Below are 24562 nucleotides of genomic sequence, written 5' to 3'. Positions count from 1 at the left end.
GGGTTATCGTGCCAAAGATTCTATATAATTACAGATGTTTTCGATTCCTTTTTCACTTTCAATTTGCTCACTGAGCATCGCTGCATTCTTTTTATATTCGGGATTGCTGATCAAGTCACCCATTTTTTGCTCCAGTTCACTTTCCGATACCTTTGCGATCTTCACTCTTTCCGGGCCGACTCCGAGCACCTGGACCCGATACCCCCAATAAGGCTGATCCAGAAGTAAAGGAGTGATCAGCTGAGGTTTCCCGGCACGTGCCACACTATGCGTCGTTCCGCTCCCACCATGATGAATCACGGCGTCGCAATGAGGGAAAATCAGATGATGCGGAATCGGCTTTTGCATCAGGAACAATTGTTCATTCCCCTGCAACGTCTCTCCGGTCTTTGCCCAACCTGAACCGACCACCAGCCGGTATTGCTTCCGTTTGCAGATACGGGCCAGCATACCGCAAAAGCGCTCCCGGTCGTTCGATGTACAGCTACCTAACGTAAAAAAGAGAACCGGTGTCTGTTCCTTTTTGATAAAAGCCATCAATTCCTGATAAGCCTCTTCATCATATTCAAAGGTATCATTGAAACAATACCCGCCTATATTCCAGCGAAAACGTTTGTCCCAGACGGGATCGGTATGTCCCAGATATCGACTGTACAATAAGAAGTTATCACTATTCTTTGCGGCATCCTCCCCAAAGTTACTGATTGGAGCCAATCCGTATTTCCGACGGTTCTTGTTTATCGTATCCTTCACCATATAGTTGGATACCCGGTTCATCATCAGCCAAAGCAATTTAGGTGTAATGATCGGATTGGGTTTCGGATAAGGAAAAGCAGGAGGCGGCATTTTCTCGCCCGGAAGAAAAGGAGCAAAAGAAGTGCGGACGAACGGCTTCTTGCAATACGCGGCAATCCCCGTAGCGGCAAATTCAGTATTAGCAGCTACAAGAACATCGTTCTGTTCCAAAAGCGGAATTACCTGCACAAACTGTTTGTCTATCGCCTCGCGCGTCCACTCGACAATCCTTTTAAAACTCTGTTTATTCTCGGCTGCGTCGGCCATCATCCCGCCAATATTATCAAAATCCTGCAAAACGACTTTTACAGGATATTTCTTTGCCATTTCCTCAAAAACATGGGGAATATTTACCGTTACCTCATGACCCCGTTTAACCAACTCGCGGGCTACAGCCAGATAAGGCAGTACATCACCTTGCGATCCTCTTGTTACAAGCAGTATTTTCATTCTTCAATATTTTACACGTAGTTTTTTCATCACAAATCAGACTTCTTTGCCTTCTTTGCTATCCGGGAGACATTGTTCTTTTACCTCACAAGCCTCACTTACCTTTTTACCTGCTACCTTCCTTTTAAAAAGCATCCGGACCAAAAAGGCTAAAAATCCTAACAATATACTCATTAACATAATGAGAGCAAAGAAAGGAGATATAAACATATCCGTCAATGTCTATTTTTCACATTCGATATTCTATTATTAATAATGTCATTTTACCATACACTAATATACAGATAGTTATTACACCTCCGAAATGTCGATTCTTAATAATGGAATATTGATTCTGAAAGATAGCTATTGTTTGGTACAAAGTTATATCAGTACTTTGTATCATCAAAATTAAACAATAAAAAGAAAAGTAAATGAACAAGTATTTATTGCGCAACTTTCTTTATGTTATCTGCATGGTCCCCTTCCTGTTTGCCTGCGATGACAATGATGATGAGGGCGGTTCCGAATTAAACGGAATCTATTCCAATAAGTTGAGCACACCGGAAGGTGGCAATACACTGAACCTGACTTACAGTGGACGTGAGTTCATCGGTAAGGACGTCTCTTTCAAACTAACCGGTAACAATGCGGCAACCATTACACTGCATTACATCCTCCCCGGGGAAGCCGCAACATTGCTGGAGAACGTAGCAGTTACTTCCGGAAGCAACAGTTACTCTTTTTCAGGAAACGGAACCGGAAACAACGGCACTACTTTCGCTTACAGAGGGAATGTTGAAAAAGGCAAGATGACATTCGATCTGACCGATGTAAAAATCGCATCGAACCAACTGACTTCAAATGGGACATGGTATCCGGTGCAAGGTGGGGAATCTATTGAAACAGACCCTGTTTTGGGAGAATATACTTTGATGCGCCATGCCTTTCATATGGTAACTGACAATGCTCTTCTGGGACAGGTAGTTCCCATACTGGAGCCTATTGCAGGAAACCTGATCTGCTGGTTTATCAATGAAGTCTCTTTCAATCCGGATGGCAATATCACAGCCCGCTACGCCACCATGCCGGAAGGCAAAGCTATCGGAGATTTGATAAGCATTCCCCCGGACAGAAAAGACAGCGAATGGCTCACTTCGCCGATCAATCTGGCTTCTTATTATGTAAAAGACGACTCGGAACTTTATATAGTCCCCAACATCGATATGATTCTTTACCAGATTCAACAGAATAAGACTAAGGCAGACGGCGGCCTCGACGCTTCCGTTATCGCAGCCATTTACCAGCAGCTTAATAAATGGAGTACTACCGGTATCCGGATGAATATCCGCAAAAATTCGGAAGCCCCTTACAGCAGCATGGGCGGACAAATCGCTTATAAGGGAGATATATTCCTATATCTGGATAAAGATGAAATTGCAGCTTTCCTTCCGCTGTTACCCTTAATAAAAGATCTTCTTCCGGAAGAAATAATTGGCGGACCAATGGGACCGATGATAACATCTTTGCTTGAAATGCTTGCCAGTAGCCTGCAACAAACAAAAACACTGGAACTAGGCATGATGCTAAGCAAACAAAAGGAGATACAATAATAAATAAAGAGTACAGACATGAAAAAATATACAATACTATTTTTACTTGCCTTCCTGACCGGTCCTGCTTTCGGACAGATCATGAAAGGATTCGTATATGACAAGGAGACCAATGAGCCATTGGCGGGAGTCAATATTACCTATAAAAGGATCACGGGAGAAACAAACGGTACAATTTCCGAAGCAGACGGTTCTTATCAGATCAACCTTCCGGAAGGGGGTGTCGACCTGCTGTTCAGTTACATCGGTTATGAGAACGAACAGGTCCCGGTAGTAATCAACCGGAATGAAACGAAGACAAGAAATATATTCATGCAGGTAAAAGCCAACCTGTTGGGAGATGTGGTAGTCAGTGCCGGACGTTTTGAACAAAAACTAAGCAATGTCACCGTCTCCATGGATTTACTGAAGGCCGAAGATATTACCAAGCAAGCGCCAACCGACCTGAGTGCCACACTGAATACAATGCCGGGAGTCGATATCAACGACAAACAGCCTTCTATCCGTGGTGGTAACGGCTGGACCTACGGCGTCGGTTCACGAAGCCTTGTGCTGATCGACGGAATGAGTGCGCTTACTTCGGGTACAGGAATCATTAACTGGAATATCGTTCCGCTGGAAAATATCGAACAGGTAGAAGTTATGAAAGGGGCCTCTTCTGTACTGTACGGTTCGTCTGCCCTGAACGGTGTAATCAACATCCGGACCAAACGGCCAAGCCTGACACCGGTAACGACCTTGCGTGCTTATTTAGGTATTTACGGCGATCCCGACAACGAGGAATACCGGTGGAGCGACAAATCTTTTTGGAAAGAAGATAAATATGAGGTAGAGCCATTCCTGCGTAAAAACGTATTCTCCGGTATCCGCAACCCGATTTATGAAGGGATAGACTTCTCACATGCCCGCCGCATCGGAAACTTCGACGTATCGGCCGGACTGAATATGTTTACCGACGAAGGATATAAAAAACAAGGTTACAACAAACGGTTTCGTGCCGGCGGTAACCTGACTTACCATCAGCCGATGAAAGACGGCAATTTGCTGAACTATGGTTTCAACGTAAACTTCATGAGTGACAAATATGCCGATTTCTTCCTCTGGCGTTCGCCGAAAGATGTTTATGAACCGTCTCCCATTGCCAATATGGGACGCGAAGCAAATACTTTCTACATCGACCCGTTCTTTAATTTTACAAACCCGAATAATAATACCTCCCACAAGGTAAAGGCCCGCTTCTATTACCGCGGTGACAATATTGCAGACGGCTCGAACAGCGGGAAGTCGATCACGGACATTTTGGGAAATATGGGTACTGATGTCAATGCCATTACCGGTATTGTGCAAAACGTACAAAACGGCGATTACAGCATGCTCTATCCAATCATCCAGCCGGCTTTGCAAGGCGACCTTAACGGACTGGTAAACGGAACAACCAATCTGCTGGGTAGTATTTTCCCGACAGCGACTACAGCCGATTACTGCGACCTGCTTTCATGGGTGATGAAACGTGGTATTCCTAGCAGTACCTCCGACCTGATCCCTTGGTTGTCCAATGCGATCAACCCGAAAGCTGACCCGGTAACCATCGACAAGAATTATACGTATTATCTGGATTACCAGTTCAACAAAAAATGGGACAACGGTACACAGATCACAGCCGGAGCCACTTACGAACATATGCGAAGCACCTCTGTAACGACAGGCAATCACGATAGCGACAATGCAGCCCTGTTCTTCCAGTATGACCAACGCTTTTTCGACCGTCTGAGCGTGTCTGCCGGTATGCGTGCCGAATATTATCGTGTGGATGATTTTCTTCGTGAAGCCGACACAAAGATATTCGGAGCTAAAGTACCTGTCAAACCTATCTTCCGTGCAGGTTTGAATTACCAACTGGCTGATTACAGCTTTATCCGGGCCAGTTTCGGACAAGGCTATCGTTATCCTTCTCTGACCGAGAAATATGCCCGCAAGGATATCGGTGGAGTCGGTGTATTCCCGAACAATGAAGTAAAGGCAGAAAAAGGGGTAAATGCAGAACTGGGTTTCAAACAAGGATATAAATTCGGTAATCTGATGGGATTCTTCGATGTGGCCGGTTTCTATACGCAATATACGGACATGATCGAATTCCGTTTCGGCTTCTTCGACCCCAACTCTTATGCCTATGCCAACAGCACACAGGAAATCCTGGGTATCATTGCCAAAGGTCAGATGCCGGGTATCGGTGCACAATTCTACAATGTATCCAAAGCACGCATCTATGGGGCAGAGATAAGTACAAACGGTTTCTACAACTTCAATCCCGACACCAAGTTATCTTATAACCTGGGATATGTTTTCATCGAACCCGAGGATATCGATTACAAGGAAAAGAACGAAATCGAAGCACAATATAACGACCCTCTCCGTGCCAAGGAAAAATCCAACGACTCCAAATATCTGAAATATCGTCAGAAACACACGGTGAAAGGTGTGCTTGATCTCCAGTGGAAACGCCTGAACCTGGGTATGAATGTGACTTGGAAAAGTAAGATGCTGGCAGTCGATTATCTGATGGTAGACGAGCGCGAAAAAGAACAGCCGGATGCCATGGAGTATATCCGTCAGCTGCTGTATGGAAATATCGGCGGAGAAACGCTTAATACATACTGGAAAGAAAAGAATACGGACTATTGTGTAGTCGACCTGCGTGCCGGCGTAAAGATAACGAAAGACGTATCATTCCAGTTTATGATCAACAATCTCTTTAATAAAGAATATTGCACACGCCCGATGCTGGTATCGGCACCACGTACTTATGTGATGCAATTGAACATGACATTCTGATTAAACCACTAATAGATGAAAAGCCCTGCCGGATCAAGAAATTACCGGTAGGGCTTAATTTTTTATACCTTTTTCTTACTATTTCAATAAGTCATCAATCACATGCGGATAATGAGCATATTCCAATGCATGCACTTTAGTAGCCACTTCTTCAGGGGTATCGGCAGGCAACACCTCACATTTAGCCTGGAAAATGATATCACCTTCATCGTAATTCTCATTTATATAATGTATCGTTATGCCTGACTCTTTCTCGCCGGCAGCAACGACAGCCTCATGCACATGCATCCCATACATTCCCTTTCCGCCATGTTTAGGTAACAGAGCCGGATGAATATTGATGATTTTACCCGGATAAGCTGTCAGTAACGCATCTGAAATCTTATTCATAAAACCAGCCAGAACAATCAAATCGATCTGATATTCCGCCAGTTTCGCCAAAATGGGGGTTCCTTCCACAAATTCGTCGCGGGAAAACACAAAAGACGGAATTCCCAGATTATTGACGCGTGCATGAACGCCCACATTCTTATTATTGGACAAAACAACCGCGACTTTAACGGTTTCACTTTTAGAGAAGTACCGGGCGATATTTTCCGCGTTTGTACCCGAACCGGAGGCAAAAATTGCTACGTTTTTCATATTTTTCTATGTTTTAGTGCACACGAAAAGAAAAAATGTGCAGTTTTCCGCATTTTTAGTGCATTAAATTTGTTTTGTAACATAAAAAATTCTTTTCTTTGCACTGCAAATTTAAAAAGTATATTCGTATTTATTAATCTAAATTGAAAAAGTTATGTCTGAAGTTGCATCTAGAGTAAAGGCTATCATCGTTGACAAATTAAGTGTTGAAGAAACAGAAGTTACAAACGAAGCGAGCTTTACTAATGATTTAGGAGCAGACTCTCTTGACACTGTAGAATTGATTATGGAATTCGAAAAAGAATTCGGTATCTCAATTCCTGATGATCAGGCAGAAAAGATTACAACAGTAGGCGATGCAGTCGCTTATATCGAAGCTAACGCGAAGTAATCAATCCTTTTAATTAAAGGTATGGAATTAAAAAGAGTTGTAGTAACAGGTCTTGGAGCCATTACTCCTCTTGGTAATACCCTCGCAGAAACCTGGGAGGGCCTTATCAACGGGAAGAGTGGAGCGGGACCTATTACTCATTTTGATGCATCAAAATTTAAAACGCACTTTGCCTGCGAAGTTAAAGGTTTTGATCCGTTAGAGGTGATGGACCGTAAGGAAGCTCGCAAATGCGACCGCTATAGTTTATTGGCTATCAGCGCAGCCAAACAGGCTGTTGCAGATGCAGCTATGGACTTGGAGAATGAGAATAAAGATCGTATCGGTGTTATTTTCGCTGCCGGAATCGGTGGTATCAGGACTTTTGAAGAAGAAGTTGCCGGTTATGAAAAAACAAAAGACACCATCGGTCCGAAATTCAACCCATTCTTCATTCCTAAAATGATTGCAGATATTGCAGCAGGACATATTTCAATGATGTACGGTTTCCGTGGTCCGAACTTTGCGACTGTTTCAGCATGTGCATCTTCAACCAATGCTATTGCCGATGCTTTCAATTACATTCGCTTAGGAAAAGCAAATGCAATTGTTACAGGTGGTGCAGAAGCTGCTATTGCGGCTCCCGGTCTTGGCGGTTTTAATGCGATGAACGCCCTTTCAACCCGAAACGAATCACCGGAAACAGCTTCGCGCCCATTCAGCGCAAGTCGTGACGGATTTGTAATGGGTGAAGGTGCAGCCTGTCTGATTCTTGAAGAGATGGAACATGCATTGGCCAGAGGCGCTAAGATCTATGGTGAAATTGTTGGTGCAGGTATGTCGGCAGACGCTTACCACCTGACAGCTTCTCATCCGGAAGGTCTGGGTGCAAAACTGGTGATGAAGAATGCTCTTGAAGACGCAGAGATGAAACCGGAAGAGATAGACTATATCAATGTTCACGGCACTTCTACCCCGGTAGGAGACATCTCGGAAGCGAAAGCTATTCTGGATGTATTCGGCGAACATGCCTATAAGCTGAACATCAGTTCAACGAAGTCTATGACTGGACACTTACTGGGTGCAGCCGGAGCATTGGAAGCAATTGCTTGTATTATGGCTGTTAATGAAGATATTGTTCCTCCGACTATCAATCATGAAGAAGGAGACAATGATCCTGAAATCGATTACAATCTGAACTTCACGTTCAATAAAGCACAAAAAAGAACGGTTAACGCAGCACTGTCCAATACCTTCGGGTTCGGTGGCCACAATGCCAGCATGATTGTAAAAAAATTTGTGAAGTAAAGTGTTTACACAATTATACAAAAAGATAAGGCTCCTCAAACATAAGAATAAGGAGCCTTATTCTTCTTTATATAAAATACTGGGATTTTACCCCGATAACATCCACGTTTACGAACAGGCTTTCCTGCACAAATCTTCCTCTGTGGAAGCCAGCGATGGAAAATGGCTGAACAACGAACGACTGGAGTTCTTGGGTGATGCCGTATTGGATGCCGTCGTGGCAGACATTGTATACAAACATTTTCAAAATAAACGGGAAGGTTTCCTGACTAATACCCGTTCCAAAATCGTTCAACGCGAAACACTCAATCGCGTAGCCGTTGAACTGGGACTCGACAAAATGGTTGTCTACTCAGCCAAACTGAGTTCTCACAATAATCATATGTATGGCAATGCATTGGAAGCACTGATCGGAGCAATCTATCTGGATCAGGGATACCGTATGTGTTATCATTTTGTAGAAGATGTAATCATCAATAAATACATTGACCTGGATAATATCGCCCGTAAAGAAGTAAACTTCAAATCCAGTCTGATAGAATGGAGCCAGAAAAACAAACTGGAAATTACATTCGAATTGATAGAATCGTTCACCGACAATGACGGCAATCCGGTCTTCCAAACGGGCGTCACACTGGCCGACACACAAATAGGCGTCGGTATCGGTTATTCCAAAAAAGAGTCACAGCAGAACGCTGCTAAGATGGCAATCAAGAAATTGCGTACGGATAAAGTATTCCAGCAATTCATTTCCGAACTGAAAAAGAAACAGACCGGCGAAACAACTGCCGAACATGAGTTTGAAGATCTTCCGGAGGAAGATTCGGCAACGGAGCAGGAACAGGCTCCGGTCAAGCAAGTGACCAATAACAGCCCGCAGTGTATCGATGCCACAATCAATGAAGAAGTTCGGTAATTAATTACTTACCGAACGAAATCCCCATTCTTTCTCCCTGAACGATCAGGTCGTGCTCCGGAGTGACCAGTTTTAATTTACCAGCCACTTCCGACAAGGCTATTGATTCCACATTATTTCCTTTCATGCAGACCATACGCCCGAATTGACGGTTGGCAATCAATTCCGTCGCATGTCCTCCCAGACGGGTAGCCAGGTTACGGTCGAAAGGGGAAGGATTACCGCCACGCTGGATATATCCCAGCACCGTATCACGAGATTCTATTCCGGTTGCCGCCTCAATTGCACGGGTGATATAATCGGAAGGACGCTTCTTATCGGGCGTTTCCACTCCTTCGGCAACAACAACAATCGAATAGGGTTTGCCACGATGGGCACGGTCGAGAATCGTCTGGTTTACTTTGTCCATATCATATCCCAGCTCGGGAAGCAGTATCACATCCGCTCCTCCCGCCATTCCGGCATAAAGAGCAATCCATCCGGCATGATGCCCCATAACTTCCACTACCATGACCCGTTTATGCGAACTGGCAGTAGAATGCAAACGATCGATCGCATCCGTCGCAATATTGACAGCCGTATCGAAACCGAACGTTATATCCGTTCCCCACACATCATTATCGATTGTTTTAGGAACACCAATGATGTTCAGACCGAGGGCCGAGAGCATTCCGGCTGTCTTCTGTGTACCGTTTCCACCGATACAGACCAGACAGTCTAATCCTAATTCTTCATAATTCTGTATAATAACCTGAGGTTTTTCACTTTCACCGGAGGCAAGTAATTTACGGAATGGTTTCTCGCGGGAAGTACCCAGGATCGTTCCGCCCAGGTTCAGGATACCGGAAAGACTACGTTCGTCGAACGATTGAATATCTTTGTTCAACAAGCCAACAAAACCACTATGAATTCCGATCACTTCCATACCATAATGCATTATGGCAGTTTTACCGACACCACGAATCGTTGCGTTTATACCGGGACAATCACCTCCCGAAGAAAGGATACCTATTTTCATTGTTTTGTTAATTATGTATACGACAAAGATATAAATAAAAAGAGAATGCCTACATTTGCAACCGATACAAATAAAAAGAGCATGGATATTTTAACAAATACAATATCACTACTCTTCCGCCCCCGTCAAAAGGAGATAGAAAAATATGGGCAGGAGACCGACCGGTTGCAACGCAAGCAGCTACGGTCGTTATTATCGGCAGCCCGCAACACGGAATGGGGGTTGAAATATGATTATAAAAGTATCAAAAGATATGAAGATTTCTGCCAGCGTGTCCCGTTGCAGATATATGACGACATAAAGCCTTACGTCACACGGATGATTAATGGAGAAAGGAACATACTCTGGCCTTCGGTAGTCAAGTGGTACGCCAAAAGCAGTGGCACCACGAACGACAAGAGTAAATTCCTTCCCGTCACTCCGGAAATATTGCAGGGCTGTCACTACAAAGGTGGTTTCGACACGGTTGCCCTCTATCTGAGAAATAATCCGGAAAGTCATTTTTTCTCCAAAAAAGGATTGATTCTGGGCGGTAGCCACAGTCCTTCTCCTCTAAATCAAAAATCCCATTGCGGCGACCTGTCCGCAGTTCTGCTACAGAACCTGAATCCGCTGGTCAACCTGATGCGTGTTCCGGCTAAACGGATCATTCTGATGGATGAATGGGAAAGCAAAATAAAAGCGATCGTAGACAGTACGTGGAATAAGGATGTAAACAGTCTTTCCGGTGTTCCTTCATGGATGTTGGTATTAATCAAGTCTGTTCTGAAAAAGACCGGACGGGACTATCTGACCGAAGTCTGGCCCAATATGGAAGTATTTTTCCATGGAGGTATCAGCTTCGAACCTTACCGGGAACAATATAAAGCCCTCATTCCTTCGGACAAGATGCATTATATGGAAACGTACAATGCTTCAGAAGGATTTTTCGGCATACAGGATGATCCGGCGGATCAGAGTTTGCTGTTGATGCAAGATTACAGTGTATTCTACGAGTTTATCCCTATGTCGGAAGTCGGTATGCCCAATCCGACCATTCTGCCGCTGGAAGCAGTGGAGACAGGAAAAAACTACGCGATGGTCATCACGACCTCCGGCGGACTATGGCGTTATCAGATTGGAGATACGGTGCGTTTTACCTCTCTTTTCCCGCATAAATTCGTCATTTCGGGAAGAACTAAGCATTATATCAATGCTTTCGGAGAGGAGTTGATGGTAGATAATGCCGACAAAGCGATCAGTAAGGTCAGCCGGCAGACCGGAGCTATCGTCAAAGAATATACAGCAGCCCCTCTTTTTATGCTCGACAAGGCGAAAGGCTGTCATCAATGGTTTATCGAATTTGAAAAGATGCCTCCTTCCATGGAAGAGTTCGCTTCATTACTGGATAAAACATTACAGGAATTAAACTCGGACTATGAGGCCAAACGTTACAAGGAAATATCTCTTCAACCGCTGGAAATCACAATCGCTCATGAAGGTGCCTTCTACGAATGGCTCAAAGAAAAAGGTAAATTAGGCGGCCAGCACAAAATTCCACGCCTCAGCAACGACCGGACACATATCGAACAATTACTGGCTATCAATAAGCAGTTATCCTGATTATCAAAACGAATAAGAGAAATAAACTCCTCCTCCCTGCTCATTAAAGGTCGGAGCAATCACCATATTTTGAGCTGCTTTGCGGTTTATCTTACGGGCAATGGCGTTACGAATAGGAAAATAGGTGAGATAAGCCAGTTCGACGGACAAAATACCGAATCCGGCCCCAGCGACGACATCGGCTACCCAATGCCGGTTATTATATAATCTGGAACCCGCAACAAAAAGGGCCAGGGCATATCCTGAATAAGCCAATACAGGACTGCTATCCTTAAACTCCTTATAGGCCATATGCGCCCCTAAAAAAGCATTCGCCGTATGTCCGGAAGGAAAAGAATAAGGGCCTCCGTCCGGGCGTATTTCTTTTACCGTATATTTTAAGGTGCGTGTCATAACGGCATTCATCCCTTCCGCCAGAGTGACAAGGAAAAGCTGATCCACCCAGTTATGCTTTTCTTTCCCCATCAGGTCGCAGACAAATACCCAACCCAGCATCCCCCACTCCATATAATCATCGAGATGAATTTTCTTCACATCGCTTTTCCGCGAAAAAAGATGAAAATCATTCATACCGTCAATAGCCGTACCCACTGCCCCGACTGTAATCAGCGAAGCCGGAAGTATCAGATGTTTCGCATTGAATTTGTACTCGATAACAGGCATCTTCTGTTTTAAACTGTCAGACAACACTGTTTCATTCTGCGCACAGAGAGGCGACAAATATGCTATTATCAGAAAAATTACAGTAAAAAGAGCTGTTCTCATTCCTTGCAGGCTTTATCTTTTATTCAAGCCACAAAGGAACAAAAAATAACTTATCTTTGTTTCTTATAGTGTAACGATATCCGTTTATAAACAAATTAAAAACATTCATTCTGATGAAAAGAACAAACAACGGGCCTATCCTATCCGCCCTTATCCTTTGCACAGGCCTTCTTTTTTCCTGTGGACAACAGAAAGCGAAACAAGAATCCCTGGCTGAAAACGAAGCTAACGAAATGGTTGGAAATGATAAAGATGAACACGGTTGCATTGCTTCTGCCGGTTATACCTGGTCGGAAGTGCAACAAAATTGCATCCGCCTTTTTGAATCGGGAATACGACTGGAAGCCACCGATGGTAAATCATCCGCTTATATCGTTTTCAGCCCGGACTCATTAAAGGCTGAGTTATTTTTCTCAAACGGTACACCGAATGAAATACTCGACCGCCGCTCACTTCCCGCCGGCGGTTATGCCTGGAATATAGAAGACGATGACACTAAGAATATACGTCTCGAAGATGGTATATGGACAATCAGCCAGCGCCAAAAAGAAATATACCGGCAAGACAAGGCGGAAAGCGATGACTCCCTGGGTAAAATGCAAACGCTCACTTATGAAGGTGAGTTGCCTTGCGCCGACTGTCCGGGCATCCGTTACGACCTGACAATCCGTAGTCGTGAACATAGCGGCGATGGTACATTCTCTCTTTCACAGACTTACCTGGAAGCCGAAGACGGTAAAGATGCAACATTCGTCACTACCGGCAAACGGCTTACATTACGTGGAATACCCGGAGACGACAATGCCACCGTCTGGCAGTTAATTTCCGATAATGGCGATGAAAGGATGAATTTCCTTTGCGAGAATGATTCTACAATCACTTTGATTGGAGATGATTTCAAAAAAGCAGAATCCGGACTGAACTATAGTTTAAAACGAATAAAGAAGTAATTCTCCCGTACGCACTAAAAGTTGTGAATTTCATCGGGTTTTAATATATTCTATTCTATTTTTTTAATCAGAGAGAAATATATTCAGTAACTTTGCCGACCGGTCAACCTCCGAAATTTATAGGCTATGGCGAATGATGAAAACTCTCTGACAGGCATGAAGCAGTTCCTGGAACTCCTTCCTGATACAGTTTTAATAGTTAATAAAGAAGGTTTTATTGAAGACCTGCTTAATTATCAGCCCGAAATATCTTTGTTCCTTACGCCTCAACAGCAAAAAGGGCAAACTATCCGGGAGCTGTTCTGCTACAAGAATTTAAGAGGTGATTCCGGAAACGAACTCCTGAATGCATTTCTGGATACGATGGAAACGCGTAAATCGAATATAATTCATTACGAAGTTGAAAATGAAGGTCATATTGGTTATGCCGAAGGATATATAATTCCTTTCGAAGATTATACTTTCGGCATATTCCGAAACATGACCAAACGGGTAGAAGCCCAGCTAGAGACTATCAATGAAAAGAACAAACTGACAATGGCCTTAAAAGCCGGAAACCTGTCGGTATGGTCTTATCTCCCCGAAAGCGACACCTTCGATTTATCTGATGAAAATACGGTGCCACAGCCGGGAATGAAACTATGGGATGTCACCAAACAACTGGTTCCCGAGGACAGAGAACGTCATGTCAAACTGGTCACTGACATTGTTGAAGAGAAACACAAACAAAGCATCGAACAATTCCGCCTGTTAACACCGGAAGGAGAAATACGCTGGTATGAGATTTATTCAATGGGCATACGTGGAGAGAACGGGAAGATAGACCGTCTAATCGGTACCCAAAAAGATATCACAGACCAGAAAAATAAGGTACAGGAACTGATAGAGAATCGTCAGCAGCGTGATTTACTCCTGCAAATCACAAATATGATTATCTGGGAATATGATAATCAGACCGGCATATTTTCTTCTGCCGGAGAATCCGTATTTTTCAATCAGGATACGACAACAAGAGATATTTATAAAGCAATTGCCCCCGAACATCAGGAAACCTATTTAAAAGCATTCGACGACATTCTGAATAAACGTTCCGAATTTTTGAATATTCAATTCTGCATAAAAGATCTTAACAGTTCATACCGATGGGTCAGGCTGATCGCCAAAGTATCCAAATATGATAAGAATGGAAATGTTCATAAACTGATCGGGACACGCGAAGATATAACGGAAGAGATAGAGCGGGAACAAAAGCTGCGCAACTATATACAACGTAGCGAACTGGCAATCCAGGCCGCTAATATTATCCAATGGGATCTGGATATCAAGACACAGGAATATACCCGGCTGTATCCTGATCCGGTCGCTCCCGGAAACTTCATCCGGGGATCATTCAATTTCACGGTTCACCCGGACGACCGTCTTATTTTACAACAGGAACAGGATAAACGTATCCGCGAATGTAAAGGATACAGCAACCTGCATTTACGGATCATGCTGGACGGAGACACGGATTACCGCTGGACAAATACCTTCTCCGTTCCGCTTGAATATTATCCTGACGGAAGTATTAAAAGCGTAACGGGTCTTCTGATCGATATCACACATATTGAAAAAGTAGAAGAAGGCAACCGGATGAAAATGGCTTTCCTTGCTAATATGAGCCATGAAATACGGACACCGTTGAATGCCATTGTCGGCTTCTCCCAGCTTCTCGCCCAGACAGATGATCATGAGGATAAAGATGAATTTATCCGGATTATCGAAGAAAACAACGATTTGTTACTACAGATTATCAACGACATACTCGACATATCCAAAATCGATGCGGGGAAAATGACCTTTAACTACAGTGATTTTGATATTACAGAAGTCATTGCTGATTTGAAGCAGGTCTATGATTCGCACTTACCATCACAGGTAAAACTTATCTGTAACCTGCCTTATAAAAGGTACATTATCCATTCCGAAAAGAACAGGCTGATACAGGTAATCACCAACTTACTGAACAATGCAGCCAAATTCACCTCGGAAGGCTCGATTACAATCGGTTATGAAGTCATTCCAAACGGATTATCTTTCTATGTTTCCGATACAGGAAAAGGGATAGACAAAGAGAATTTAAACCATGTATTTGAACGGTTTGCCAAATTCGACAAGTTCGTCCCCGGAACCGGGCTCGGCTTATCTATCTGCCAAATGATTGTCAACAAGCTGGGCGGAGAAATGTCTGTTGAATCGGAATTAGGGAAAGGAAGTACGTTCCGGTTTACAATAGCATGTGATATAAAATCATCAGACCTTCTCAAAAAATAGATTTTGAAAAGGTCTGACAATGCTATTCAAAAGGCAGATTAATTCTCTACCTTCACATCGCGCTTCTCGTCGAAGCCGCCGTCAAACTGATTATCCTTGATTTCTGAATGAATCACACGCTGGAAGAAGAAACGGTGTTTGTTCCAGTGGAAAGCCGGATATTGATTATTCTGTTTGATTGTGTTGTTACGAAAAATCAGACCGTCTACCGATTTAGCATACAGGATCGGGGCATCGAATGTTTCAAACTCGTTATTCTCAATGACTATATTACTATGGAAATACTTTTTCTGGTCTTTCAGGTCGGGTATTTCCGGATAGATGGAAATAACGGCATTCGTGAACTGGAACATATTCGTCAATGAATTGATGAATTTATTGTTACGAATCTCCACATCATGGCAGGCACCGGTCTCAAACCAACCATTACAGTCACCACAGAGCAGAATGGCCGTACCGGATGTATGGTCGAATACATTCTTTTCAACAATCGTCTTCTTCGGCGTGCTGAACAGGGAACCACGGGCACGGTTATTACGGATTACGTTGTCTGCAAAATAAACTTCAGGAGTCCACTCCAAATTCTCGACACCGAATGTTCCTTTCTCACTGATAGCCGGATCAATCGGTTTCTCAAAAACAATCTCAAACACTTTAGCTCCGTGGGCACTTGGCTTATCCAACGCTTTGATGGCTGTAACCTTATTCGGGTCGCCGATTATTTCCATTGTTTTCGAGTCGATAAACTGTACGGCATTCCCCGGGAATCCCCATTCAAAGCCATAGCTTTGCGGATGCATATATTCACCTACCAGCGTTTTATCATCTACACGTTTCTGGATTTTCAGATAAGTTCCGTGTACATTGATGGCGTCGTCCATCATACCTTCGTACAAGCCGCCTACAGAAACGATTTTTCCTTTACAACCGGAGAAATGAGTGGCATCTGCCTGCGTCGTGAAGTAACGGGAATCGTTATCACCACGAAGACATACGGAGAATTTATCCAGTGTGATATTCTCACTCATCTGCGCCAGTAATCCCATACCTTCCGCATAATGAACCCGGATGTTTTCAAGTGTTGTATTCGTATCATAAGAAACAAAGATACCCGGTGTCGGACGTCCCCAGCCGCGCATGGCAACAACTGTTCCCGGAATCAGTTTCTTGTTATTCCATTTGGTTGATTTAAGCACGCGGGGAGAAACTTCCGATACGCCTTTAGAACCGACAGCAATATCGCTGGTTGTATAAACAAGGCGTTTGGTATCTCCTTCAAAAGCGATACCCCAGGCCGGAGCATGCTCCCAACCTTCACCTTTGGCATAAAATACACTGTCACGGATTTCATATTCCACCCAGGGAGCCACCTCATAGGTAATGGCACCGGCAACCGTATCGTTCTCCAATATCTTCACCTGGCTGATATGCGGATTCTCAAAGTCGATACTAAAATTCTTCAAAGTACAGTTTTCCGAATTAATCAATGAAACAGGTAACATACGGCCATGAAAAATCAATTCCGAACCTTGTGCATCGAAAATGACATTCTTCATGTTCTCAAAAGGCAGTCCCACCAGCTTCGGATTATCCTGGTCGTGGTTGGAGATAAAATACTCCTTTTGCGCTGCACCTTCGGGATAGAAATCATAGCGACCTTTAGGGAGTACGATTGTTATCGTATCATCGCCTGTATGGGAAGCGGCTATCTGTTCCAAAGCCTTCGCCATCAAAGGAGAAGCATTATCTTTCTTGTCGGGAGTCAGGCCAAAGTTCGACAAGTCATACTGATTCTTTGTCTGGGAGCAGGAACAGAGCATGGCCAGACAGCATAAAATACCAATAAGAGTACGAGAGTTTTTCATATTATTCATTTTCTAAACATTAACCCGACAAATATACGGATTCTTTGCAACTTTGTTGCACCTCATAACACCTACCTTTGTATCAGGAAAATAAATAAAACATGACAGATATGGGACATTGCAGTTGTAATCATTGCCATACGGAACGTAAAAGAAAAATTTCGCCTTATCTTCTTCCGGCAATTTCCTTCGGGATGCTACTGGGAGGAATTGCGATGCAGATAGCGGAGGCCGGATTCTTCGACCAGACCGCTCGATTTATATGGTATGCACTCGCTTATCTGCCGGTCGGGCTTCCGGTGATGAAAGAGGCGGTTGAAAGTATTCGCGAAAAAGAAATATTCAGTGAATTCACGCTTATGTGTATCGCTACACTCGGCGCATTCTATATCGGGGAATACCCGGAAGGCGTGGCTGTTATGTTATTCTATTCCGTCGGCGAACTGTTTCAGGAAAATGCATTGTCGAAGGCCCGTAAAAATATCAGTGCGCTGCTCGACGTCCGGCCCGAAACAGCAGTTGTTATTCGTGATAACGAACGTGTCCCGTTAGCTCCGGCCGATGTAATTCCGGGAGAAATCATAGAGGTGAAAGCCGGAGAAAGAGTTCCTCTCGATGGTAAATTACTTAGCGGAGCCGCTTCCTTCAACACCGCAGCACTTACGGGGGAAAGCGTTCCGCGTACGATTAGTCCGAATGAAAATGTCTTGGCCGGAATGATTGTGACCGATAAGGTAATCCGGCTGGAAGTAACCAAACCATATAACCAAAGTGCCCTGGCACGTATTCTTGAACTGGTGCAGAATGCATCCGAACGGAAAGCGCCGGCCGAATTGTTTATCCGGAAATTTGCCCGCATTTATACACCAATCGTAACCGGACTGGCTTTTCTGATTGTCCTTATACCTTATCTTTATTCACTGGTACAGCCGGACTTCCTGTTCATCTTTAACGAATGGTTATACCGTGCGCTGGTATTTCTTGTTATCTCTTGTCCCTGTGCATTGGTTATCAGCATTCCATTGGGATATTTCGGAGGGATCGGGGCGGCTTCGCGGCAGGGAATCTTGTTTAAAGGAGGTAACTATCTCGACGCCATCACCAAGATAAATACGGTCGTATTCGACAAGACAGGTACGCTCACCAAAGGAGTCTTTGAAGTACGGAGCCTCTCTACGGAAAATAACATTCCTGAAAAAGAACTGCTCCGAATCATTGCTTCCGTCGAAAGCCGGAGCAACCACCCTATTGCCAAAGCGATCCTGGCATACGCCCAAGAGCAGCAGGTAACAATCGACACAACCATCGATACGACCGAACTGGCAGGTTACGGATTAAAAGCAATAGTCGACGGAAAGGAAGTATTAGTAGGTAACCCCCGTCTGCTGGACTCGGAAGGTGTTTTGTTTCCTCCTAATGAAACAAGTGTTTCACCATATAGAAACAACTGTTTCATTAGGAAGAAACAAAATCCGGATACCGTGGTTGTCTGTGCAATCGACCGGCAATACGCCGGTTATATCCTGCTTGCCGATACGCCCAAAGAAGATGCAGTGGAAGCTATCAAACAATTAAAAGACTTAAATATTAATAACCTGGAAATATTATCAGGCGATAAACAAATTATTGTTTCTAAATTAGCTACACAATTGGGGATTCCCCAGGCCTACGGCGACCTGCTGCCGGAAGGAAAGGTCGCCCACCTGGAAGCATTGAAGCAGGACAAAACAAACAAAATCGCTTTCGTCGGCGACGGGATAAACGATGCGCCAGTCCTTGCATTAAGCGACATAGGCATTGCCATGGGAGGCCTCGGAAGCGATGCCGCCATCGAAACGGCCGACGTCGTAATACAGACCGACCAGCCCAGCAAAGTGGCAACGGCGATCCGCATCGGAAAGTTTACACGTACTATCGTGTGGCAAAACATAGCATTGGCCTTCGGTGTCAAGCTGATTGTTCTGATGCTGGGAGCCGGAGGGATTGCTACCATGTGGGAAGCGGTTTTTGCCGATGTCGGTGTTGCTTTGCTGGCAATCCTCAATGCCGTACGAATATTAAAGACGACTAAAACAGATTGATATGGATGCTTATTTAGATATATTGAAACAAAGAGAAATCAGACCGACAGCCATCCGCCTGCTTATCCTGAAAGCGATGATGCGGTTTGAAAGGGCTTTCAGCCTGCTCGATCTGGAGAATGAGTTGGACACGGTAGACAAATCGACCGTATCGAGAACTATCAACCTTTTCCTGGATCATCACCTTATCCATTGTATCGACGACGGTTCGGGTTCTTTGAAATATTCGGTTTGCGGTAACGGTTGCAATTGTTCCGTCAGTGAACTTCATGCGCATTTTTATTGTTTGAAATGCCACAGGACATTCTGCCTGCGGAATATTCCGGTGCCGATGGTCGAATTACCCCGTAATTTTACGCTGGAAAGTATCAACTATGTATTAAAAGGTTGCTGCGAAGATTGCTCAAAATAGACAAAGGCATTATCTTTGCATTCTGTCTTCCTCAGTATTACGATGATACAGGCAAAGACAAAGCAACTTTTAAAGTATGAACAGATATGGAACATCCATTAAGTATTTACAACACGCTCACAAGAAAGAAGGAACAATTTATCCCGTTGCATGAACCCCACGTAGGCATGTATGTCTGTGGTCCGACGGTCTATGGCGATGCGCATCTGGGACACGCCCGCCCGGCTATCACATTCGACCTGTTGTTCCGTTATCTTACACATATAGGATACAAAGTACGTTATGTACGCAACATTACCGACGTAGGCCATCTGGAGCACGATGCCGATGAAGGCGAAGACAAAATTGCCAAGAAAGCCCGCTTGGAACAGTTGGAGCCGATGGAAGTGGTGCAGTTCTACCTGAACCGTTACCACAAGGCGATGGAGGCCCTCAACGTGCTTCCTCCCAGCATCGAACCGCATGCTTCGGGCCATATCATCGAGCAAATCGAACTGGTAAAGAAGATTCTTGACAACGGATATGCTTATGAAAGCGAAGGTTCCGTTTATTTTGACGTAGAGAAATACAACAAAGACCATAATTACGGTATCCTTTCGGGCCGTAATATCGAAGATATGCTGAATACGACCCGTGCGCTGGACGGCCAGGACGAGAAGCATAACCCGATCGACTTCGCCCTCTGGAAATGTGCGCAACCCGAACATATCATGCGCTGGCCTTCTCCGTGGAGCGACGGTTTCCCCGGATGGCACTGCGAATGTACGGCGATGGGCAAGAAATACCTGGGACAGCATTTCGATATCCACGGGGGTGGCATGGACCTGATCTTCCCGCACCATGAATGCGAGATTGCACAGGCTGTCGCTTCACAAGGGGATGATATGGTTCACTACTGGATGCATAACAATATGATTACCATCAACGGACAGAAGATGGGTAAATCGCTCGGTAACTTTATCACGCTGGATGAGTTCTTCACCGGCGACCACAAAATGCTGAGCCAGGCTTATTCGGCCATGACAATCCGCTTCTTCATCCTCCAGGCGCATTACCGCAGTACGGTGGATTTCAGCAACGAAGCCCTGCAAGCCGCAGAAAAAGGATTGAGCCGTCTGATGGATGCTTACAACCACCTGCAAAAGCTGACAGCTTCGGATGCTTCGACAGTAGATGTGAAAGACCTTCGCAAGAAATGTTATGACGCTTTAAATGACGACCTGAACTCTCCGATTGTCATCTCTCATCTGTTCGATGCCTCCCGCGCCATCAATTCCGTAAAGGATGGCAAAGCGACTATCTCGGCTGAAGACCTGAAAGAGTTGAAAGAAGTATTCCACACTTTCGTATTCGATATCCTGGGAATGAAAGACGAAGCATCTGCCGGAGGTGACAATTATGAGACATTCGGTAAAGCTGTAGACCTCTTGTTGACTATCCGCCAGCAGGCAAAAGCCAATAAGGATTGGGCTACTTCCGACAAGATTCGTAACGAACTGACTGCCATGGGATTCGAGATTAAGGATACCAAAGACGGAGCAGAATGGAAGCTAAATAAATAATCAATCAATCGGTCAATGTGCCAATATGCCAATCGGAATATACTTTATTGGCACATTGGCATATTTTCAAATTAGCATATTATCGTAATGACAATAAACGAATTTCTTCAAGGCGACAAATTTGCCTTATTTGCCGGGGTAGAATTACTGGAAACGGGCAATGGTTATGCCAAAGCCCGTATGGAGATAAAACCGATGCACCTGAACGGTGGCGGTGTCTGCCAGGGAGGTGCCATCTTTACGCTGGCCGACCTGGCGTTTGCGGCAGCTACCAACAGTCATGCCCGGCTGACATTGTCCATCACTTCCAATATCAACTTCTTCAAAGCCGAAAGCAAAGGATTCCTATATGCTGAAGCACGGGAAGTATTCAGCCATAAACGGCTTGCCAACTGCGAAGTAAATATCACGAATGAAGCCGGAGAACTGATTGCAACGTTCAGCGGCTCCGGATACAGGAAAGACACGGAACTTCCGTTTGCACCGATAGAATAAAACGAAATGTCAATCGACAAACAGGTATAAAATACATTATCTACCTGAATAGTAGACGTGAAACAATGTGCCAATATGAGGAATGCTATTTCCATTGGCATATTGGCACATTATTTTACTCGTACCGCAACGACCGGGCAGGTTTGCTAAGGATTGTTTTAGCAGTCTGCCAGCCTATGGTCAACAGGGAAATCACACACAACAAAATCACCGGAACCAGGAAGAACCAGGCTTTCCAGTCGGTGCGGAACGAATAATTGCTCAGCCAGCCGTCCATGACCCACCAGGAGAGAGGAAGAGCTATCACTATCGCAATGCCGATCAGGACAAAGAACTCACGTCCCAGTTCATAGAACAGCTGTATTTTGGAAGCACCCAAGACTTTACGTATACCCATTTCACGAACACGGGTCGAACAGGAGAACATCACCAGCACCCAAAGTCCCATGCAGGAGATGAAAATCGCCAGTATCGCAAAGAGAGCTACAATCAACCCGAACACCTCATCCTGCCGGTATTGCTGGTCGAAGAACTGGTCGAGGAAGAAGTAATCATAGCTGGAATCCGGGAAATAACGGTTCCAGACCGTCTCCGCCTGCTTCACCAACTCACGGGGATTGGCATTCTCCATCACCACGGAGATATAACGCTGCTTCATCCAGCTCAGTTTGTCGTGAAGGGCGAACAGGATAGGTGTATAGCCTTTATTCAGGGACTGCTGATGATAATCTTTCACCACACCGATAATCTTCATCGGCTGGTCTACCGTCTCCACGGAAAGACGTTCGCCAATCGCGGCATCGGCCGAGGCAAAGCCCAATGTACGGACGGCTGCTTCATTCAGGACGATATTATATACATCACCACCGAAATCCTCCCCGAAACCACGGCCGGCAACAAACTTCAGGTCGTAGGCATCCAGATAATAGTAATCGCAACTGAGCATTTCCAGCAGGCGGGTTTGCTTTGTGGCATCACTCAAACGGACAATAGACAGGAAATCAGCCACCTCCGTCCCGGGAACGGCACCGGAAACCGTCACATTCTTTACGGAAGGCAACGCCTTTAACTCCCTTTTCATCGCTGTCAGCTTCGTAGACAGTTCCTCGCAATGCGCCGGAAATTTCAACACCAACGTCTGGTCCACACGGACACCCAGCGAGGCCTGACGCATAAACTGCAACTGTGCATACACGATCAGCGTCCCGCAGAGCAAAGCCATCGACGCCGTATATTGCAAAACAACCAGTACCTTACGAGTCGTCGCCGCATTCTTCGTATGCGTGAACTTCCCTTTCAGCATCCGGATTGGCTTAATACCCGACAAAATCGTCGCCAGATAGAAACCGGACAGGAACACGCCCAAGGCGAAAATCAACAACAGCATCCACCCCAACGAGGTCGTCACCCACACAGAGAATCCCAGGTCACGCCCGGTCAGGCTGTTAAAAGCAGGCATCAACGCCTCCATCAACCCGATAGCCAGGATAAAGGCAATCCCGTTCGTTATCAGCGATTCGAACAGGAACTGCGCCACGATTTGCCGGCGGCTCGCCCCCGAAGCCCTTCGAATGCCGATCTCTTTGGCCCGTTCCATCGAGCGGGCAACCGTCATATTGATATAATTGATCCAGGCAATGCACAGGATCGCCAACGCCGTACATATCAGCACCAGCATGGAAGAACTGTTCCCCTTCGTCTCCGGCTCATACGCCTTCTGCGGATTCAGGTGGATATCGCGCAGGTTGGTCAATTCGATTGCCCAGGTCTTATTCTTCAGCGCCTCTTCCGTCTTGTATTTCTCCGCCATTGCGGGGAAGGCTTCTTCCACCTGTTTCTTCAGGGCGGGCGACTTCAGAAGGACGTATGAGTACACTTCGTGGCGATACCAGTATTCATCCATCCATTTCGGAAGAGTTTCGTAGGAGATCATCATACTGTAACGCACATGCGAATTGACGGGCATATCTTTCATGATGCCGGTCACTTCGCACGCCTCTTCGCCGATATTGCTGCGGAAAATCAGTATCTTCCCAATCGGGTCGGCCCCTTTGAAGTATTTATTGGCGATGCGCTCGGTTATCACCACCTTGTTCGGCCCGTCGAGGCAGGTATTCTTATCCCCTTTCAGTAATTCATAATCGAAGAAGTTGAAATAATTCTTCTCGGCATACCCGATGCCAGTCTCACGGTAGAGCAGTTCGTTGTATTTCACGACCTGCTCCGGATAGTACTGGCTGCCGACGCGGGTATAATCCTCCACGCCCGCCAGGTTACGTTTCATAGCGGTGGCGTAGCCGGCCGAACTGCTCGCCCAGTTATCCGTCAGTTCGCCGTTTTCGTAGAAACGTGCTTCCACGCGGAAGATGCGGTCGGCACGGCTGTGCATATCGTCGTAGCTATATTCGAAAGCCACGTAGGTCAGAATCAGCAGGGCGGCCGCCATACCGATTGCCAGGCCGATTATATTGATTGCACTGAAGCCTTTCTTTTTCGTCAGGCTGCGCAGGGCACTGTTCCAATAGTTTGAAATAATCATAGTATTCTGAATCTGTCAATAAAATATTAGTACTTCACTTTATCCTGTCTGTGAT

At 45.1% G+C, this 24562-nt stretch carries 18 protein-coding genes; 12 read left to right on the top strand and 6 right to left on the bottom strand.

Annotation, left to right across the window (positions count from 1 at the left end):
• Nucleotides 1-3: 3 nt before the first annotated feature.
• On the bottom strand, nt 4-1245 hold the full coding sequence (locus DWW91_RS01685; protein WP_009860673.1) for a glycosyltransferase: 1242 nt from the start codon (nt 1243-1245) through the stop codon (nt 4-6).
• Nucleotides 1246-1658: 413 nt separating this feature from the next.
• On the opposite strand from DWW91_RS01685, the gene DWW91_RS01680 reads away from it, so the two are divergent.
• Nucleotides 1659-2837: a DUF4925 domain-containing protein gene (locus DWW91_RS01680; protein WP_122326748.1), complete on the top strand. Its 1179-nt coding sequence runs from the start codon at nt 1659-1661 to the stop codon at nt 2835-2837.
• Between the two features lie 18 nt (nt 2838-2855).
• Entirely contained in the window at nt 2856-5669 is a 2814-nt protein-coding gene (locus tag DWW91_RS01675) for a TonB-dependent receptor (protein WP_122326747.1), read from the top strand.
• Nucleotides 5670-5747: 78 nt separating this feature from the next.
• Here DWW91_RS01675 and purN read toward each other — a convergent pair whose 3' ends face one another.
• Nucleotides 5748-6311 (bottom strand): phosphoribosylglycinamide formyltransferase, encoded by a 564-nt coding sequence (gene purN / locus DWW91_RS01670; RefSeq protein ID WP_009860669.1) that lies wholly within the window; start codon nt 6309-6311, stop codon nt 5748-5750.
• A 154-nt stretch (nt 6312-6465) separates the two neighbouring features.
• Between purN and DWW91_RS01665 the strand changes: the two genes are divergently transcribed.
• The 3 genes from DWW91_RS01665 to rnc are packed head-to-tail and all read left to right on the top strand — an operon-like array spanning nt 6466 to nt 8905.
• Nucleotides 6466-6702: an acyl carrier protein gene (locus tag DWW91_RS01665; RefSeq protein WP_009860668.1), complete on the top strand. Its 237-nt coding sequence runs from the start codon at nt 6466-6468 to the stop codon at nt 6700-6702.
• A 21-nt stretch (nt 6703-6723) separates the two neighbouring features.
• Nucleotides 6724-7989, top strand: coding sequence for a beta-ketoacyl-ACP synthase II (fabF, locus tag DWW91_RS01660; protein WP_009860667.1), 1266 nt, complete (start codon nt 6724-6726; stop codon nt 7987-7989).
• Nucleotide 7990: 1 nt separating this feature from the next.
• Nucleotides 7991-8905 (top strand): ribonuclease III, encoded by a 915-nt coding sequence (rnc, locus tag DWW91_RS01655; RefSeq protein ID WP_046145746.1) that lies wholly within the window; start codon nt 7991-7993, stop codon nt 8903-8905.
• A 4-nt stretch (nt 8906-8909) separates the two neighbouring features.
• Here the strand turns inward: rnc and DWW91_RS01650 are convergent, their stop codons facing one another.
• Nucleotides 8910-9923: an ATP-dependent 6-phosphofructokinase gene (locus DWW91_RS01650; RefSeq protein ID WP_122326746.1), complete on the bottom strand. Its 1014-nt coding sequence runs from the start codon at nt 9921-9923 to the stop codon at nt 8910-8912.
• Nucleotides 9924-10004: 81 nt separating this feature from the next.
• Here DWW91_RS01650 and DWW91_RS01645 point away from each other — a divergent pair, with 81 nt between their 5' ends.
• The gene (locus DWW91_RS01645; RefSeq protein ID WP_122326842.1) at nt 10005-11525 is read left to right on the top strand and encodes a GH3 auxin-responsive promoter family protein; all 1521 of its coding nucleotides are present in this window, start codon (nt 10005-10007) and stop codon (nt 11523-11525) included.
• A 3-nt stretch (nt 11526-11528) separates the two neighbouring features.
• Here the strand turns inward: DWW91_RS01645 and DWW91_RS01640 are convergent, their stop codons facing one another.
• The gene (locus tag DWW91_RS01640) at nt 11529-12290 is read right to left on the bottom strand and encodes a phosphatase PAP2 family protein (protein WP_122326745.1); all 762 of its coding nucleotides are present in this window, start codon (nt 12288-12290) and stop codon (nt 11529-11531) included.
• Between the two features lie 113 nt (nt 12291-12403).
• Here DWW91_RS01640 and DWW91_RS01635 point away from each other — a divergent pair, with 113 nt between their 5' ends.
• Together DWW91_RS01635 and DWW91_RS01630 are read left to right on the top strand one after the other, a co-directional pair.
• Entirely contained in the window at nt 12404-13240 is an 837-nt protein-coding gene (locus DWW91_RS01635) for a copper resistance protein NlpE N-terminal domain-containing protein (protein ID WP_122326744.1), read from the top strand.
• Nucleotides 13241-13366: 126 nt separating this feature from the next.
• On the top strand, nt 13367-15553 hold the full coding sequence (locus tag DWW91_RS01630; RefSeq protein ID WP_122326743.1) for a PAS domain-containing sensor histidine kinase: 2187 nt from the start codon (nt 13367-13369) through the stop codon (nt 15551-15553).
• A 38-nt stretch (nt 15554-15591) separates the two neighbouring features.
• On the opposite strand, the gene DWW91_RS01625 is transcribed toward DWW91_RS01630, so the two are convergent.
• The gene (locus DWW91_RS01625; RefSeq protein ID WP_233584386.1) at nt 15592-17373 is read right to left on the bottom strand and encodes a right-handed parallel beta-helix repeat-containing protein; all 1782 of its coding nucleotides are present in this window, start codon (nt 17371-17373) and stop codon (nt 15592-15594) included.
• Between the two features lie 155 nt (nt 17374-17528).
• Between DWW91_RS01625 and DWW91_RS01620 the strand changes: the two genes are divergently transcribed.
• The 4 genes from DWW91_RS01620 (at nt 17529) to DWW91_RS01605 (ending at nt 21968) form a co-directional block, all read left to right on the top strand.
• Entirely contained in the window at nt 17529-19499 is a 1971-nt protein-coding gene (locus tag DWW91_RS01620) for a heavy metal translocating P-type ATPase (protein ID WP_122326840.1), read from the top strand.
• 1 nt (nt 19500) lies between these two features.
• Complete coding sequence (locus DWW91_RS01615) at nt 19501-19911, top strand: Fur family transcriptional regulator (protein ID WP_010801335.1); 411 nt, start codon at nt 19501-19503, stop codon at nt 19909-19911.
• 86 nt (nt 19912-19997) lie between these two features.
• Nucleotides 19998-21473, top strand: coding sequence for a cysteine--tRNA ligase (gene cysS, locus DWW91_RS01610; protein ID WP_122326742.1), 1476 nt, complete (start codon nt 19998-20000; stop codon nt 21471-21473).
• An 87-nt stretch (nt 21474-21560) separates the two neighbouring features.
• Entirely contained in the window at nt 21561-21968 is a 408-nt protein-coding gene (locus DWW91_RS01605; RefSeq protein ID WP_009860656.1) for a PaaI family thioesterase, read from the top strand.
• A 115-nt stretch (nt 21969-22083) separates the two neighbouring features.
• On the opposite strand, the gene DWW91_RS01600 is transcribed toward DWW91_RS01605, so the two are convergent.
• Nucleotides 22084-24507, bottom strand: coding sequence for an ABC transporter permease (locus DWW91_RS01600; protein WP_122326741.1), 2424 nt, complete (start codon nt 24505-24507; stop codon nt 22084-22086).
• Nucleotides 24508-24562 lie beyond the last annotated feature (55 nt).

It is taken from the genome of Parabacteroides sp. AF17-3, from assembly GCF_003635445.1.
GTDB classification, from domain to species: Bacteria; Bacteroidota; Bacteroidia; order Bacteroidales; family Tannerellaceae; genus Parabacteroides; species Parabacteroides goldsteinii.
The sequence above is the reverse complement of the archived record's forward strand: the minus strand, read 5'-3'. Positions and strand labels throughout refer to the sequence as shown.

Coding starts and splice junctions, on each gene's coding strand:
- DWW91_RS01685 (WP_009860673.1), bottom strand. CDS start 1,245: ATGAAAATACTGCTTGTAACAAGAGGATCGCAAGGTGATGTACTGCCT.
- DWW91_RS01680 (WP_122326748.1), top strand. CDS start 1,659: ATGAACAAGTATTTATTGCGCAACTTTCTTTATGTTATCTGCATGGTC.
- DWW91_RS01675 (WP_122326747.1), top strand. CDS start 2,856: ATGAAAAAATATACAATACTATTTTTACTTGCCTTCCTGACCGGTCCT.
- purN (WP_009860669.1), bottom strand. CDS start 6,311: ATGAAAAACGTAGCAATTTTTGCCTCCGGTTCGGGTACAAACGCGGAA.
- DWW91_RS01665 (WP_009860668.1), top strand. CDS start 6,466: ATGTCTGAAGTTGCATCTAGAGTAAAGGCTATCATCGTTGACAAATTA.
- fabF (WP_009860667.1), top strand. CDS start 6,724: ATGGAATTAAAAAGAGTTGTAGTAACAGGTCTTGGAGCCATTACTCCT.
- DWW91_RS01650 (WP_122326746.1), bottom strand. CDS start 9,923: ATGAAAATAGGTATCCTTTCTTCGGGAGGTGATTGTCCCGGTATAAAC.
- DWW91_RS01645 (WP_122326842.1), top strand. CDS start 10,005: ATGGATATTTTAACAAATACAATATCACTACTCTTCCGCCCCCGTCAA.
- DWW91_RS01640 (WP_122326745.1), bottom strand. CDS start 12,290: ATGAGAACAGCTCTTTTTACTGTAATTTTTCTGATAATAGCATATTTG.
- DWW91_RS01635 (WP_122326744.1), top strand. CDS start 12,404: ATGAAAAGAACAAACAACGGGCCTATCCTATCCGCCCTTATCCTTTGC.
- DWW91_RS01630 (WP_122326743.1), top strand. CDS start 13,367: ATGGCGAATGATGAAAACTCTCTGACAGGCATGAAGCAGTTCCTGGAA.
- DWW91_RS01625 (WP_233584386.1), bottom strand. CDS start 17,373: ATGCTCTGTTCCTGCTCCCAGACAAAGAATCAGTATGACTTGTCGAAC.
- DWW91_RS01620 (WP_122326840.1), top strand. CDS start 17,529: ATGGGACATTGCAGTTGTAATCATTGCCATACGGAACGTAAAAGAAAA.
- DWW91_RS01615 (WP_010801335.1), top strand. CDS start 19,501: ATGGATGCTTATTTAGATATATTGAAACAAAGAGAAATCAGACCGACA.
- cysS (WP_122326742.1), top strand. CDS start 19,998: ATGGAACATCCATTAAGTATTTACAACACGCTCACAAGAAAGAAGGAA.
- DWW91_RS01605 (WP_009860656.1), top strand. CDS start 21,561: ATGACAATAAACGAATTTCTTCAAGGCGACAAATTTGCCTTATTTGCC.
- DWW91_RS01600 (WP_122326741.1), bottom strand. CDS start 24,507: ATGATTATTTCAAACTATTGGAACAGTGCCCTGCGCAGCCTGACGAAA.